Origin of the sequence: Chitinophaga japonensis, assembly GCF_007830125.1 — a bacterium.
In the GTDB taxonomy this organism is placed as follows: domain Bacteria; phylum Bacteroidota; class Bacteroidia; order Chitinophagales; family Chitinophagaceae; genus Chitinophaga; species Chitinophaga japonensis.
In genome coordinates, this window is the sequence record NZ_VLLG01000005.1 from 714,109 (window position 1) to 730,844 (window position 16,736).

A 16,736-nucleotide genomic window follows, 5' to 3' on the forward strand; every position below is an offset into this window, starting at 1 on the left:
GTTACCGGATCAGGTTGACAGCGCCTTTCTTTTCCACTACCGTTCCATCCGCCAGTTGCAGCCTGCACACATAGATGTACACGCCGGAAGGCTGCGCCTTGCCTTTGTACATGCCGTCCCATCCTCTTGACTGCGTATTGGTCTCAAACACTTTCTCTCCCCACTGGTTGAATATCATGAAGTGGATATCCCGAATAATATAACCGTATACTCTCAGCTCGTCATTCAGGCCGTCGCCGTTGGGCGAGAAGGCATTGGGGATGAACACGCCGTCCGGCAATGTTTTGCCCGTTACGGGGTCGGATACCCGGTCCTCACATCCTTTTGCTTTTACGATCAATGTTACTTCCTGTACGGGCTGCAGGCCGGTCACCGTATGGGTAAGGCCCGTTTCGCCGGAGGAAGGTGCGGACCAGTTAACGCCGTCGTCGGTAGACACTTCGTAGCCGGTAGCATTCGGCACGGCGGCCCATTTGAACCGGATCAGGTTCACGCCTACGGAATCCACTTCCACCACCGGCGTGGTGAGCTGCGGGAATACTGTTACTACTGCCGGGGTGCGCGCTTCACCAACACAACCTGCTTTTACAGCTTCCACAAAATAGCGGGCGGTAGCCGTGATGCCCGGTATGGTGAGGCTGCTGCCGCTGCCGGCCAGCGTGCCGGAGCTGGCATCCGTGTACCAGTTATAGGTAACGTCCGGGTCCGGGTTCTGTACTTCAAAGGTGGCGTCGGAACCGGCGCATATGGTCAGGGAGTCATCCACCAGCACTACTTCCGGCGCTGCGTTCACCGTTACCGGTATGGTGGTATCGCCGATACAGCCGGCCTCCTCTATAATGCTCAGTTGTACGTCGTGCACACCGGCGGTGCTGAACTTCTTCACCGGGTCCTGTATTATGGCCGTATCGCCGTCGTTGAAATTCCATTTCCACTGGTCAATGCCGGCGCCGTTAGCGGTGGTAGCCATGCCGTGGAAATGTACGGAGTCGCCCACGCAGCCGGAGAAGGAGGTGGTAAAGTCCACCACCGGCGCAGGTATCACCGTGATCGGCAGGATGGTTTCCAGGCTGTTCTCGCAGCTTTCAATATCCGGGTGCGTCATTACGATCGGCACATAGTAGGTGCCGGGTTCGGAGAACACATAATTGGAATCCACGGTGAACTCGTAGTACCTGCGGCCGTTCACCATTACGGAATCCACGGGCACGGGGTCTGTTTGCGTTACATCCGTAGCCGGCGCCAGGTTGCTTACCTGGCTGAACTTCCATGTGAGCGCCGTGGGTTTCACAGATATCAGCATGGAGAAGCGGAACGGCGTTTTGGCGCAGGTATATTCATTTTCAACCCCGCTTTCATTGTAAACATTGTTGAAAGACGGCAGGGCGTTCAGGTTCTTCACCAGTGTGCCGGCGTTGTAACCGTAGCTTTCCACGCTGCCCAGCCCGTAGGTGATAGCGGTGAATGCGGAGTCGCTCTGCACCACGCACTGGGCCTGTTCTGCATCCCAGCGTTTTACCACTACCGTATAACCGGGCAGGTTAGGATGGGCATACACGTAGTCAAATGTATTGACACCGTCTATGGTCAGGGAGGTCATGCCTGCCGTGGGTATGATCAATGTCAGGTAATTGGTGGCAATTGCCTCCAGGTCATTGCGGTAAAGGCCAACTTTATTAATACCCTGTTCTATCGGGCTGATGTAGAACATTTCAGGGTCGCCATAGCCGCTGGTATTGTCACAGCTTCCGGAAGAGGACATGAACTGTGCTACCATCACCGGCGCGTCTGCCTCCAGGTAGTCCGCCGTGTTACTATAATACTCGTAGTAGCGGTTATTGATCAGGCCTGTGAGCGGTACGCCGTTGCGGGTTACCACGGTAGCAGGATCGCTCACCAGCACGCGGAAGATATTCGTCATCAGGCTGGACGCATCGTCCTCCAGGGAAGTGGGCGCTGTTAAATACCTCCTGCCCCATGCCTGTGAGGGGAAGTTCTGTACGATCAGGTTATCGCCGGATGATCCATTGTTGTTGCAGCCGATCCCGGTACGGCTGCTGCCGGAGAATACGGCTACCGGGAAGCACCTGCCGTCAGCATTCTGCACGGAGCGTATGCGGCTGCCGGTCAGGTCGTATCCCTCAGAGCCGGCTATCATGGCGCCCAGCACCTGGTACACCTCTCCCTTGTTAAGCGTAACCGTGAACGGCACATTAGCCGGACGGCCGCCCAGAGTGGGTACGGAGGGTGTGATCTCCACCACGGTGTTGTCCTGGTCGGCAATTACAAAGAACTCGGAATAGGAGTTGGAGCTGGAATAATACTGTTTGGATGTCAGCACATAATATTCATACCCATAGGTACCTACCGGCAACAGCATGGTAGCACCGGAAGACGCGCTGCCGAAAATATGGGCATACGCCACGATCGGCTCATCGCTCTCGATGCTGATGCCCTTGTCGGAAAGGCCTTCAGCCAGCAGGCGGGCGTCGAACAGGCCGGTTCTGGGTATGGTATCGCTGGTGATCACCGTATTGGCCGGTATCTGGTAATGTTTCACCCAGGAGGTACCGTTGATCCGCACGGTCACGTTGGCGGGTGTTTCCGCGCTCAGGTACAGCACCATTTCCTGCGGCTGGAAGTTATAATAGAGCTGGTTGAAGCCATAGCCCACCCAGAAGCGGGTGCCCCTGTTGGAGCTGTCTGCCGGCTGCAGCACCGGCGGCGGCGTAGGCAGGTTGCCTTTCAGGCCGGTGAATTTATCCAGGAACTGCAGGCTGGTGTCTGCAATGATGTTGAAGATATCGTCCACCATGCTGCTGTCATTCACCTGCCAGGTGTCTGCGGTATCGGTTCTGCCCAGGCGGATGTCCGTCTGTTTCCTGAAAGTACCCTGCCAGGAGTCCACATAGTATTGTTTGATGGAGAAGCTGTAAGGCTGGGCCCCTGCATCCACATCGGTGTAGAAGTACATGAACTCCTTGCTCTGGTCAATATTGGGCGGTATTACACCGGAGTACCTTCTTACGATAACGGTATCCGGCACAGTAGCGCCCCAGGTAACACGTGTTACGGTATCGGTGCCGAACATGAATGTTTGTGTAACGCCGGGCGCAGGCGCTGCAGGCGTGGCCGGCAATGCGGGGGGCGTTACGGAGGGCAGGAACTCATACGCGCCCATATCCGGCACACCATCTGCCAGTGCGGTGGGCCTGGGCTGGTTGTTGATGTCCACATCATTGCCCACGGCCTGCTCGCCACGGCCATGTATGGCCCAAACCTCGGGATCGTTAACATCCGGCGTCAGGGTGCTATCATTCTCAAATGCCGGTTTGTACACGATAGAGCTCAGGTCCAGGTTGCTCTCGTCTTTCCATTCCTGCAGGGTGGCGAAGGCAGTGGCAGGTGTGCCCCGCTGTACCAGGTCAGTACCGGTGGTATACAGGGTGTTGTAATCGCTGTTGATGTTATCCGGGTCATATACGTACATGGCGTTGCCACCACCCTGGTGCGAGAAGATATTGTTGCGCAGGCGTACGTTAGCGTCGGGATCAAACCAGGCGGCTGCGTTATCGTCGCTGGAGGTGGAGGTGCTCAGCACGGAGTTATTGTAATAGGTGTTGTTCTCGTCGCCATTTGTATAGATACCATAGGAATCGCTGCCCGTGGTATGGATGCTAATGACATTATTCACCAGGCTGGCGTAGCTGGAACCGTAGTTGTACAGGCCATACAGTGTGCCGGTATTGCCGGTCACGGCCTTGATCCGGTTATTGGCCACCCGGCCGGGCTGCGCCATCGTGGCATCGGAGAAATAGAGATCAATACCGTATACCGTGTTGGTGGTATTCTCAATATTCACCCGGTTGTTGGTCACCTGGTAAGCGGTATCGCTGTAACCGGCATATATACCGTAGGATGAGCTGCTTTGCGGCGCTGTCATATGTACGGTATTGTTATGCACTTTAATACGGTTGGTATAGTAAGCGTAAACGCCATACTGGTAGAAACCGCTTATCGTATTGCTGTCTATCACGACAGGCGGCAGCAGGATGGACGAAGAAGTACCGGTTATATGAATACCGCGGCTGCCGTTTGTGATGGTATTACCCATGATCACGTTGTCCGTACCTGTCACGTGCTCGGCATAAATACCCACCACACCCGTACCGGAGGAGGTGACGGCCGGCATCATTACGATACAGTTGAGGATACTGTCGGATGACGCGGTATGCGCCAGTTCCACCACCCTGCCATCACCATCGTCAATAGATGCGATCGTGATATCCCTGTAAGTAACATAACTGGCGCTGTCCAGTTGCAGCACATAATTGTCGCCGCCGGCCGCGTCGTAGGTCAGCGTTACGGAAGCAGCATCGTTGTTCAGGCTCTGGAAGGTGATGCGGCTGGTATCTGAAGCGCCGTATACCCTGTGCATCCTGATCTGCTCCGTATAGGTGCCGGGATATACATTGAAGGTCACCCATCCGGCGATGCCGCATTCCAGGGCGGCTACCGCCTGCGTAAATGACTGGAAGTTGGTGGCGCTTACCGGGGAGGCAGGATCAATGGTATAGAAGCCCGACATCAGTGGTGCGTTCATGTTCACGTGCGCTACAGTAGAGTAGGCCGTATCGCCGCCGCAGGTTACCACGCAGCGGAAGTAGTTCTCCATGGTCAGCTCCAGGCTGAATTCCGGCACATAGCGTACTTCGCTGATGTCTCTCCAGGGACCGCCGGCCGCTTTGGCCGCCTGCCACTGGTAAGTCTGTTCACCGCCGGTGGTATTACCGGTGAGGCCCAGCTTGATGATGGCACCCAGGCACACGTTGGCATCCGGGTTGGCCACCGCGGTGCCGGCATTGGGCGGCGCCACGCAAGGCGGAATGGATATTTCAAATGCACCGATGTCCGGTGTGGTAGCGCTCCTGGCAGTACCATTGATGTCAATGGGCACACCCAGCGGCGTACCGGTATTGTCCAGCGGGGATATTACCGGGGACAGGTTACCGTTCACCGGGTCGCCATACACGGGGTCCAGGCTGATGGAGTTCGTGTCCTGGCCGGTAGCCGCCTGCCATGCCTGCAGCGTGGCGAGGTCGCCGCCGAAATAGCCGACGAAATTCTCTCCATTGTCGCCGTTCACATAATAATCATTATAGTCGGAGGTCACCTCGCCGCTGGTGCTGGAACGGTATATCGCGTATTTGTCGCCGGTACCGCCGCGGGTCACCGTCACGATGTTGTTGATCACCTCGATACCTGTATCATCACCGGTGATATAGAACCCGCGGGTAACATCCGAAGACGTATTGGCTGCATGATCCAGGGAAATGGTGTTGTGATAGTAGTGTACGTTGCTGGTATAGTTGTTATAGACAGCGTATATATAGCCGGTGCCGTTGATATTGTATATCGCGTTGTTCAGCACCTGGGCAGCCATTCCCACCTGGGCATCGGCATAGTACATGTAAATGCCGTAGAAATCGCTGGTGCTGGTGGGATCGCCGCCAAAAACATTGTGGATCCTGTTGCGGGAGATCACCAGGTTATTGTTGTCGTAGTATATGTAGATGCCGCTGATGCTGCTGCCGGCGTTGGTCCGGCTGGGACGGGTGATGGTGTTACCCTCTACCAGTGTGCTATCGGAATAAGCGATCCGGATGCCATAGTAGTAGAAGTCCTGTACCGTATTGTTGATCACCCGGTTGTTGTTCAGCAATGCTTCATCGTCTCCATTCAGTGAGATACCGTAGTAACCGCCGGTAATGGTGTTACCGTCTATGGTATTATCATCGCACAGGGTATTACCGGTGCCGGTAGCGCTGTTGTCAGACGCGCTTGCCACAATGCCGGCATAGTTGGTGGAAGTGGAGGTAGCATCGGTAATGATGGTACAGTGACGGATGGTATTGCTGTCTGCATTGGCAATGAACTGTATGCCAAAACCATAGTTCTCCGTACCGGTCGCATCGATCGTGAGGCTGTCGAACGTTACATGGTCTGTACGGCGCAGTTTTATCACCGCCCGCTCATCCGTATTGTCGGAGCTGTAATGTATCGTATTGCCGTTCCCGTTAAAGGTTACGGTGTTGACAGCAGAGGCGCCCGGTATGGAGTCCAGTATCAACTGCTCTTCATAGGGGGTACCGCCCGGGGCCACGTTGAACACCACGGGACCTGCAATACCGCATTCCAGGGCTGCTTTGGCCTCATTGAAGCTCAGGTAGGTCTTGGGCGTACCGGGAGCGGCGCTCTTATCGATCGTGTAAGTATCGGGCGGCAGGGCCTGGTTCACCTCCAGCAGTACAGGAGTTGAATAGGCCGTATTGCCGCTGCAGGTCACGGCTACGCGGTAGTAGCTGGTCACCGTGGCGGTGATGATCGTATCCGGGTTGGTCAGCGGGCTTCCCAACGGCGTATACGGGCCGCCTGCGGTAGCAGACACTTCGTACTGGTAAGTTTGTGTAAGGCCTACCGAGTTGCCGGTCAGGCTGAAGGGCACCCGTACATTCACACATACGGGGTTGAGGGCCGCCGTGGTAGTGCCGGGCGTAGGCGGTACGGTACAGGGCGGCGGCGTAAATTCATAGGCTCCTATATCCGGCGTAGTGGTGCTGCGGGCGCTGTTCTCAATATCCACGGCAATGCCCGCCGGCGTGCCCTTGTTGTCAATAGAAGCGTTCACCGGGCTGTAGTTCCCCGTATTGGGATCTGTGAACATCGGGTTGGATGACAGGGAGGTGGTATCCTGGCCGCTGGCTGCCTGCCAGTCAGGCAGGGTAGCCCGGTCTGCCGAGAAGTAGCCGATGCTGGCGTCTGTTACCGTGGGAGCAATGAACAGCACGTTGTAATCAGATACAATGGTGCTGCCGGTATTATTGAAATACAAGGCATGCTTGGCGCCCCCTCCGCTACGGGAAAGGTAGACGATGTTATTCATAAAATAGATACCATCCGTCTGCGAAGTATTATAGAAGCCCCTGGTGGTATTGGAACTGCCGCCGGCGGCGCCGTCCATCACAATGGTATTATGATAGTAATACACGTTGTCGGAGCTGCTGTTGTAGATACCGTAAGCGGTACCGCCGCCGGTAATATTGTAAATGAGGTTATTGCTTACAATGTTCTCCAGGGAAGTCAGCGCGTCTACGCTGGTAAAGTAGATCCCATAGAAAGTAGAGGTGCTGGAGGGATCGCCGCCAAAAGGATCGGTGATCCGGTTCCGGCTGATGCTGTCTTTGGTGTTCAGGCTGGTCAGGTAAATACCGTAGAAGGTGGTTACCTCTGTGCGCGAGGGCCGGGTAATGGTATTGCCTTCTACCAGGGCATTGAAGGAATATGCCAGGTAAATGCCGTAAGAGCGGAACTCTTTCACCAGGTTATTGACGATCCGGTTGTTGCCATTGGCGAAATTGTTACTGCCCACCATGGTGATACCGTAGTTACCGCCGGTAATAGTATTGCCGCTGATGATATTGCCGTCGCATTTTGCATCGCCGGTGGTAGTGGGCGAGGTATGGCTGCTGCTGATCACTATACCAACGTAATTAGTGGTGGAAGTGGAGGCCGTATCTACATTGATCGTACAATTGCTGATGGTATTGGAATCGGCGTCGTTGATCAGGTGCACCCCATAGCCGTACTCGGAGGAAGAGGTCCCGCCCGCTTCAATGGCCAGGCTGTCGAAGGTAATATGGTCCGCGCCGTCCAGTTTGATCACCGCCCGCTGGGTACCGTTGGTGGAGGTGTAGGACAGCGTCTGCCCGTTACCGTTAAAGGTAACGGTATTGGCGGCGGATGCGCCCGGCACTGCCGTCATGATCAACTGCTCGTTGTAAGGACCGCTGGCGGCTACCACGTTGAAGATTACCGGGCCGTTGATGCCGCATTTAATATAGTTATAAGCGTCATTAAAGGAGTTGAAATTCTTTGCTACAATAGGGTCAGTAGGGTTGTTCTTGTCAATGGTAAAGGTGCCGGATACCAGCGTAGGGGAAACCACCTGTACGGCGGTAGATGCGGCGGAGCCGCCACCGGTGTTGGTACAGGTCACCGTGCAGCGGTACCAGGTGCTGGCCGCCTGCGTAGTGGTAAAGCCCGGGCTGGTAGCGCCGGGAATATTGGTCCAGGTAAGGTTATCGGGGGAAGACTGCCATTGATAGCTCAGCCCGGAAGCCACGGTGGCGCCGGTGAGGCCCAATGTAAAGGATTCGTTCATACATACGGAAGACGGATTGGCCGTAGCGGTACCGCCGGTGGGTGTACCGGTACAAGCCGCAGCAGGCGTCCAGGTAAAAGTGATATTGGGGCGGGTAGTAGGCGTACCGTAAGCAGTAGTAGTGGTAGTGCCGCACAGGTTTCCGCTGCCATCTGCGCGGTAAGTACGGGAACCATTAAAGGAAAGCCCGGTTGTCCAGGGCACCGTGGGACTGCTGTCCCAGTCGTCGCCACCATTACACGGCTCTACAACCAGGTTATCCGTACCATTCCAGAAGAAAGGGGTAGTAAAGGTGAAGGTATTCATCCCTGCCACCGGCTGATAATCCACCGGGCCCCAAACCGGGCTGCCAACCGGCTCCCAGCCTGTAGTGGTGAGACTGGAAATGGTGGTGGTGCCGATCTTCAGCGTATATTGCTCAACGATAGTAGCATCATTCAATGCTACTACATTGAACTTAATAGCGCTGATCATACCGGGGCCCATGCCCGCAGCGATCAGTTCCGAAGCCAGGTACAGGTACTGGGCGCGGCTGCCTTCATAGTAATCCTGAATAGGCGCAGGATAAGAGTTGCCGGAGCCGTTGCCCGTAGTGCCCGTCCCGATGTTGATGTCTATCTGCGCCATAGCGGAAGATGACAGCAAAAGCAGGAACAGGCTGGGGATACAAGCTTTTCTGAATAGTACGGTAAAAATATTTTGCATAACGGTACTTTTTTCAATCATTGATATAGTTTATACAGATCACCTGAACCAGGTTATCCAGGCTTTTCCATCTTTAGCGCTCACCATGTCGTACTGGCTGTCATTTACCTGCACCAGGTAATAGCCGGCAGCGTCTGTCAACTGGATACGGGTATTGTGAACGGGAGTAGCATCCGGCGGAAAAGTGCCCAAGTCGTCCAGGTAGGAAAACCTGATCCTGCCGTCTGACGTAAAAGTTGGTCTTCTTAAAGCAGGTCCATAAGTCAATGTAGGCCGGTTATCAATAACAGTCACAAAGCCCAGCAGATCGTAGTTAGAGCCGTAACCAGGCCAGAAACCCAGGAAGTAGTAGCTGGGTAAGCTGGTAATGCCAAAGGCATCGTCCTCGCCATTGACATGAAAGCCGTAAGCGGACATCCAGTACTCCTGGCTCAGCCCCTGGTCCCACCAACGCTGCGCCGCTGCCGTATCTACCACCAGCGGTTTGGCAAATCCTGAGATAGTAGCGGCGGCTCCATTAATGGTAAAGCTCATAAGCTGTCCTTCGGCATCCCAGCTAATGTCTTCCAGGCCGGGAATGGTGTTTTCCCCGTCTGTAAACGCCGGCGCAAAGGCAATACCGTTGGGTGTGTAATAGAAGCCAACTAAGGCATGCTGTTCTTCTCCGTTCTCGTCCACCCAGGTAAAGCCGATCACATGCGCATAGGGGTTTACCGTTAGCTCATACTGGGCGTTGCCTACCGTCAGGCGTTTGAAATAGGTAAGGAACTGGTTGTAGTGCTCAAACTCACGGTTACGCTCCAGGCTCATATATTCCTGCTCTTCCTGCTGCGTAGCTTTTACCAGGTAAGCCTTGCTTTTGTTGAACCTGCCGGTGAGGTGAATGGTATCACCGGCTATGCTGTCCAGTGCGAATTCGAAATCAGAATAATAGCCTTTGCCGTATACGCCGCCGTTCACACTGCCGTCAGGGTCGCATAGCACATGCAGGTAGGAGTAAGTGTCAAATAATAAGCTGGGCTGCTGCAGGGCCTTCAACCGGTAACTGCTTTCCTGCAGGGTGACGGAAGATGCCGCGTCGAAGTCGGAGAACATGGACACCCGGTTGGATTCGTTGAACTTCATATAGAAGCTGAAAACACTGCGGGGGATCCCTGCCGGGAACACCATGGCCTTCCAGCCATGCGGCGCGCCTGTAAGCTCGTCCTGGTACATGGCCAGCGTTTCATTCAGCCTTTCATCCGGCGATTGCTCAAAAACAGGATCATCCTCCTTGTCGCAGGCGGAGAAGATGGCGATGAACAGTGAAAGGTATAATAGATGTTTTCTCATAATTTTTTTGTTGTGACTTAATACAGCAATTGTTCGATCGTGTTCCGGGTCTTGGTTTGCAGGCTGTAGAAATCTATGTCCCATACCGCTTTAAAGTACTCCACTACCATCGCCTCCTTCTGCCGGAGGCGGGCCTGTGCATCGGCCTGGCTCATGCCGTTAATGCTGCTGCCGGGAGGAATGCTGTTCACGATCCTGTCAAAACCATCCTGTCCTTCCACCAACATCATAGAGATCATCTCCACGAAATCCTCATCGTAGGCGGACATGGCGTAAGCAGTTACGAAGCCGTCCTGCCGGGCTTCGTAATCGGAAATATTGTTCCAGTTACCGGTATAGTACCCGGTGCTGATCTCCTTGAACTCCTGCGGGTACATTACCGTCTGGTGCAGGATATGCCCGAACTCGTGCTCTATTACATGAAACATCTGCTTTACGTTGGCCGAGTCGGCAGGCACATAACCCGGCATCTCCCTGGTACGGAAATCATTCAGCAGGTAGAGCACTACCTTGCGGCCGCCTTCGGCGGTGCCGAGGGTGATAGTACCGTTCTCGTTCCAACTGGCGCTGCCGGACAGGATGAAGAACTTGGGGCTGTACTTCTTAAAGAAGGTGAGGCCGGCTTCGTCTATATAATTATCGATCCATACCTTTTTAATGGCGGACATGACCGGTATCACCTTGTCCTCTTTGGGTGGTACCAGGGTTTTATTCAGCTCAAATTCAAACTGGTCCCATTTATACTTCACGGCAATGTTGTATGGTTTGGTCAGGGTATCGTACAGCCACCTGTCCAGCGGCCCTTCCACCCAGGTATCGCCACCCAGGCCGGGGATATCCTCTATGTTGCCCAGGTCGTCGTCCTCCGAGCAGGATGCCAGCAGGAAGAGAGAGCAGCAGTAAAACAGTATCTGTAAAAACTTCTTCATGTCTTAGTATTTATTGTGTATGCTATCGCGGATTCAGTTCAATGCCGGATGTAGTGGCGGATTGCGGTATCTGCAGCAGGCGCCGTTTATCATCGGCTGCCAGCACCAGGGTATCCCCTCTCGCCGTATAGTGCGTAACCGGCATCTTGTAGCGTTGCAGGTCAAACCAGCGCATGCCTTCCTGCACAAATTCCGCACGCTTAAAATCCAGTATGGTCGCTATCAGCCCTGCCCGGATGTCGGAAGTGCCGTAGTAATTGCGGATCCTGCTGGTAGTGATATTATGCTGGGAAACATCATAGTTCCGTATCCTTTTGCTGGCAAAGAGGTTGAGGTCCTGCAGCACGGCGGCCGTATTACCCAGCCAGGCATTGGCTTCCGCGCGGTTGAACAATACCTCCTCCGTGGTAAAGAGCGGTGTCATTACATAAGGGTTCCCGATCTCCGCGTTTACGGAGGATTTTACAAAATGCTCGGTGAGCTTGGGCACGAAATAGTCCTGGTTGCCGTAGTAATATACCGGGTAAGCCCAATTACCACCGGTCACATTATAAAACAGTATCTCCACCTGGCGGGCATAGTTCATCCCATAGCGGTAACGGGGACCGTACCTCCCGTACAGGGAAGCGGTTTCCACCAGCAACAGGTTTGCGTTTTCCGTGGCTTTGGAATAAACGGTCCACAATTGTTCGGGCGACATATTGGCGTATGTAGTGTTCCAGGGGCGCATATTGGCCGCCAGGTCGTTATTGGCAAATACCTGGCTGGCGTATTCCAGTACTTTGGCGTATTCTTTTTTGAACAGGTAAAAGCGGGTAGCAAATGCGTAAGCGGCGGCCCGGTTGAAGTGATAACGTGGAACTGAATATACTTCGTCGCTGATCAGCGGCAGGCCTTCCAGCAGGTCTTTTTCCACCATTTCGTAAACATAGGCCACCGTCTTACGCTCGTATTGTTTGATCACCACTGTTTCCGGCTCCGTTACATAAGGAATGCCCGGATCGGCATTGGCCGTGGCAGGGTCATAGAACTTTGAAAATACGTTCACCAGCATGAAATGCGCATAGGCCCGGGCCACCAGCGCCTCTCCCCTTTGCCGGCTGTAAGCAGCCGTATTACCGGCCTTATCGCAGGCCTGCAGGGCATGGTTGGCAGCGGAGATGGCGTTATAACAGGCATGCCAGTACGCTTCCGGGGAGTCCTGGTTCTCATCCTGCACATCGTTAAAAAGGTATGGGTCCTGGTTCACCCGCTCCACCACGCCCACGCCCTTGTCCGTAACATTGTCGGACATAGCTTCGCAGAAGGTGATGTAGCTGGCTTTCGGGTAGGCGGTACCCAGCAGCCGGGATACTTTCTCGGGGGTGCTCAGGTCCGTCCAGGTGCTGTCCGGCGGCTGCTCCAGGTACTTGCTGCAACCGGCAAAGACCAGCATACCGAAAAACACAGATAGGATTATTATACGTTGTTTAGTCATACTGTCCTTTTTATATACCTACTTTTAATGAGAGCGTGAATTGTTTCTGGATAGGCTGCGCAACGCCGCCTGCATTGAAAAATTCGGGGTCCTGTCCCTTCAGTTTCTTATCCGCGTAGATCAGCCAGGGATTGATGGCGGCCGCAGTCACGGATACGTTGCTCAGCCCCATCCGCTTTACAAACAATTGTGGCACCTGGCAGGTGAGCGATACTGTTTTCAGGCGGATGAAATCGCCTTTGGCCACTCTTTCATTAGAGTAATTATAGTTGTTGTAAGGGTGCGCGCCGTTGAACAGGATCTGCTCATAAGCATCTACGATAGAAGGCACCTGCGTTTCCTTTTCGTCGCCCGGCATGATCCAGCGGTCATAAAACTCCCTGGGCATGGCGTCGAGGTCGGAGTAATATGTTTTAAAGGCGGGATACAGGCGTATCTTGTTGCCCCACTGATAGGTGAAGAACACGTTCAGCGAGAAGGCCTTGTAACGGAAGGTGTTGGAGAAGCCGCCGGTAATGGGTGGGTCTACCGGGCCTTCATACACCAGGTGCGCCGTTTTATTGTCCTGCAGGTACACATCGGGACTGATCACGCCGTCCTCGTTCAGGAACTGCGGCACGCCGGTATTCCCGTCCAGGCCCTTGTACTGCAGGGAGAACAGGCCGCGCACGGGATAACCTTCCCTGTTGCCGCCCTCTGCTACCACCAGGTCAAAGATGGAAGGAATGTTCTTGGCATTGGTGATCTTGTTGGTGTTGTAACCGAACGTGAGGTTGGTTCTCCAGTTCCAGTCCTTCCGCCGGATGATCTCCCCGCCTATCATCAGCTCTATACCTTTGGATTCCATGTCGGCATAGTTGGCGGCTTTATACACTTCGCCGCCGATGCCAGAGGTTTTGATCACGCTGATCAGGTCGAAGCTCTTGCGGGTGTAAAGATCCATGTTGACGGTCAGGCGCCTGTCAAACAGGCTGGCGTCCAGACCCAGGTTGGTCGTGTACAGCTTTTCCCAGGTCAGGTCATCATTCTGCAGGTGCGACAGCACAATCACGGACTCTACTTCGCTGAGGTGGGGACGATTGGTGTTGATCGTCTGGTACACGATGTTGGAGTTGGTGGCAGGCCCCATACTGGCCGTTAATCCATAACTGGCCCTGAGCGTCAGGTAGTCAACCACGTTTACCCGTTGCATAAAAGCCTCTCTGTCCACATTCCAGGAGCCTGCCACGCTCCATGTAGGCAACCACCGTGCCCTACGGGACTGCCCGAGCCGGTTGGAACCGTCGTACCGGGCCGTACCGGTGAGGTTATACTTACCATCGTAAGCATAAGTGGAGGTTGCGTAAAAAGCGGCAAAGCGATCATAGTCCTTGCTCATGCCGTAGTAGGGGAAATTTCCTTCAATGGTTTGTTTCAGGATACGGTAGTCAATAAAAGGTACGCCTCCATTGTCATACTGGTAGCCGTACCCTGTATTGGACGCCATCTGCCGGTCGGCATATTTCACCTGCTGTCCTACCAGGACATTCAGGTTATGCTTCTCCCGGAAGGTATTGGAATAGTTTAAGCTGTTGCGGAAATCATAGTTCACCAACTGGTCCTCGGTACGGTTGTAGAAGCCGCCGTAGGGCAGTACAATGATGGGCTGCCCATCCGGGTTATCGGGATCACGGTAGAGGAACTTGTTGTTCTGCGCAATGGTGGCATTGTCCGCCGCCCGGTAGGCATTGGCCATATTGGCATTCTCCGTGATCTGGTGCTCCCGGGAGGACTTCACATACCGTAACGCACCTACGAACTCGTAGCGCAGGTGATCCGTGATCTTAAAGGAAAGGTCTCCCTGCAGGCGCAGATCTATCATGTTCAGGTTCAGGTAATTGTTCTGCAGCTCGTTAATAATGTTGAACGGCGCGAAGTTTCTCCTGAAATATTCCAGGTTCCCGCTCTCGTCATAGGCGGTGAGGGTGCGGCTGGTATTCAGGGAATAGCTGAACGGGTTGATGTCGAAATCCCGGTCATACTGCCCTTCCACGGGATTGCTGGTGCGCGTTAATGCGCCCGGCGCACGCTGCTGCCTTACGGAACCTAAAGAGGAGAAACCGGCAGAGAGCCGGTCGGAAAACTTATAGTTGTTGCGGTAGTTCAGCGTATAGCGGTTCACTTTATCCCCGATGGTCCAGCCGTTGTCGCCGTAATAGCTGGTGGAGAAGTAGGACTGCGACTTTTCCGTACCGGTGGAGATGCTCAGGGAGTGCTCCTGGATGAAGTTATTCCTGAAGAGCAGGTCAAACCAGTCCGTATTGGCTTTGGCATAGCGCATCAGGAACTCCTTCCGGGCGGCCGGCGTGTTCTCCAGCGGGAAGTTGCCATTGTCGTCGCCGTTGAGCAGCTCGTACATTTTGCCATAAACGCCGATATCCCCGCGGGATAGAATGTCGGAGGTAAGGATGCCTTTGCGCTCCAGCTCTCCCAGCACAGACATCTGCTGCGCGGAGTTCATGATATTATAGTTGCTGTAGGATGGCTTAAGCTGGGTACTGAAGTTGCCTGTGTAGGTAACAACGGGCTTGCCTACACGTCCTTTCTTGGTAGTGATCACCACTACGCCGTTCATGGCGCGGGCGCCGTACAGTGCGGTGGCGGCGGCGTCTTTCAGGATGTCAAAGCTTTCGATGTCGTTGGAGTTGAGGCCCGCAACGGCAGAGCCCAGCAAGGTGGTAGGATCACCGCTGGACAACTGGTCGTTTGATATGTTCACCACATCTTCCAATACTACGCCGTCTACTACCCAAAGGGGCTTATTATCCCCGTTGATGGAAGTAGCGCCGCGGATACGCACCTTGGGAGCCGTACCAAAGGTGCCGGACACGTTCTGTATCGCCACCCCGGCCACACGGCCTTCCAGCATGCGACTCACATCCACTACGCCGTCCATTTTGGCGTCTTCCATTTTGAGGCGGGTGGCGGCGCCGGAAAATTTATTCTTGTCGATGTTCTGAAAACCGGTCACTACTACTTCCTGCAGGCGCGTGGGTTTCTCATCCAGTTGCACCGCCAGTTGGGCGCCTTCCTTATAGGAAGTCAGGTTCACTTCCTCCGTTTTAAAGCCCGTACCGCTGAACACCAGTACGGCGTTGGCAGCAACACGTTTCAGCTCAAACTCGCCTTTCTCGTTGGTGAAGGTGCCGCGGGGCTCGCCTTTGACACCAATGGTGATGCCCATCAGCGGTTCCCGCTTGGCGGAAGTCACCACGCCTTTTACATCGATGATCTTTTTCTGCTGCGGCATTACAATGGTGTTGATGGAAAGCGCCTCCGACTGTGGAGCGCGTTTCTTTTCCGTTTTACGGATCACAATGCGGTCATACACCACTGAGTAAGACAGTGCAAAAGGTGTAAGGAGCTTGTCCAGCAAGGCGCCTACCTTTTCATCATGCGCATGAACATTCACTTTGTTGGCATCCAGCGCTTCGCTGCTTACATATACGAACGATATGTCTGCCAGGTCGCCAATGCGGTCCAGCGCGTCCCTGAGCACCACGTCCTTCAGCTCGATCGTGATCTTTTTGTCGAGCGCGTTCTGTGTGCTCATACCAGCCGCTCTGGGGCTTTGTACAGTGCCCAGTAAAAGCAGGAACACCAGGGTTGATAATTTCAAAAAGAGCATCTCTTTTATGCGCATTTCAACAGGTTGTTTTTATTTAGGTATAAGTACAAGGTATAGGGCAATAGGCAGCCATCAGCATCCTGTGCGTTTTGCACGGGACACCTTGTACCGTTAAAGCAATAGGTATCCTATTCCGGGCTTTTGCAAGTCCGGGCAATAGTGTAGCTGCTGTTATACAGCGCAGTTCTTTTACGTTGGATTAACCGTATAAATCAGTTGGCTAACCAGGTTGTGGTAATCGGAAAACGTCCATCATAGTCGATTAAATTTGGTTGACTCTTAATTCTGCTGTATTACTTTATTATGTACAATGCTACTGGTACAGGGCATAGGCAGCCCGTTCCGGTTGTAACCTTTACACCAGTCATTAATAGATTCTCTGCATATCCCGCAATTTTATTGGAT

At 54.0% G+C, this 16,736-nt stretch carries 5 protein-coding genes; all 5 read right to left on the reverse strand.

Annotation, left to right across the window (positions count from 1 at the left end; translation table 11 throughout):
• Position 1: 1 nt before the first annotated feature.
• Genes LX66_RS24170 through LX66_RS24190 form a run of 5 tightly spaced genes read right to left on the reverse strand, consistent with a single transcriptional unit; the run spans position 2 to position 16,331 of the window.
• Positions 2 to 8,926, reverse strand: a complete 8,925-nt coding sequence (locus LX66_RS24170; RefSeq protein ID WP_158642748.1) for a right-handed parallel beta-helix repeat-containing protein — start codon at positions 8,924 to 8,926, stop codon at positions 2 to 4.
• 39 nt (positions 8,927 to 8,965) lie between these two features.
• Positions 8,966 to 10,258, reverse strand: a complete 1,293-nt coding sequence (locus LX66_RS24175) for a DUF4302 domain-containing protein (RefSeq protein ID WP_145718223.1) — start codon at positions 10,256 to 10,258, stop codon at positions 8,966 to 8,968.
• 17 nt (positions 10,259 to 10,275) lie between these two features.
• The gene (locus LX66_RS24180; protein ID WP_145718225.1) at positions 10,276 to 11,187 is read right to left on the reverse strand and encodes a zinc-binding metallopeptidase; all 912 of its coding nucleotides are present in this window, start codon (positions 11,185 to 11,187) and stop codon (positions 10,276 to 10,278) included.
• 22 nt (positions 11,188 to 11,209) lie between these two features.
• On the reverse strand, positions 11,210 to 12,664 hold the full coding sequence (locus LX66_RS24185) for a RagB/SusD family nutrient uptake outer membrane protein (RefSeq protein ID WP_145718227.1): 1,455 nt from the start codon (positions 12,662 to 12,664) through the stop codon (positions 11,210 to 11,212).
• 10 nt (positions 12,665 to 12,674) lie between these two features.
• Complete coding sequence (locus LX66_RS24190; RefSeq protein ID WP_244620501.1) at positions 12,675 to 16,331, reverse strand: SusC/RagA family TonB-linked outer membrane protein; 3,657 nt, start codon at positions 16,329 to 16,331, stop codon at positions 12,675 to 12,677.
• Between the last annotated feature and the right edge of the window lie 405 nt (positions 16,332 to 16,736).

What these genes read in the sequence shown, in the direction of transcription:
- LX66_RS24175 (WP_145718223.1), bottom strand. Translation starts at nt 10,258, where the DNA reads ATGAGAAAACATCTATTATACCTTTCACTGTTCATCGCCATCTTCTCC.
- LX66_RS24170 (WP_158642748.1), bottom strand. Translation starts at nt 8,926, where the DNA reads ATGCAAAATATTTTTACCGTACTATTCAGAAAAGCTTGTATCCCCAGC.
- LX66_RS24185 (WP_145718227.1), bottom strand. Translation starts at nt 12,664, where the DNA reads ATGACTAAACAACGTATAATAATCCTATCTGTGTTTTTCGGTATGCTG.
- LX66_RS24190 (WP_244620501.1), bottom strand. Translation starts at nt 16,331, where the DNA reads ATGCTCTTTTTGAAATTATCAACCCTGGTGTTCCTGCTTTTACTGGGC.
- LX66_RS24180 (WP_145718225.1), bottom strand. Translation starts at nt 11,187, where the DNA reads ATGAAGAAGTTTTTACAGATACTGTTTTACTGCTGCTCTCTCTTCCTG.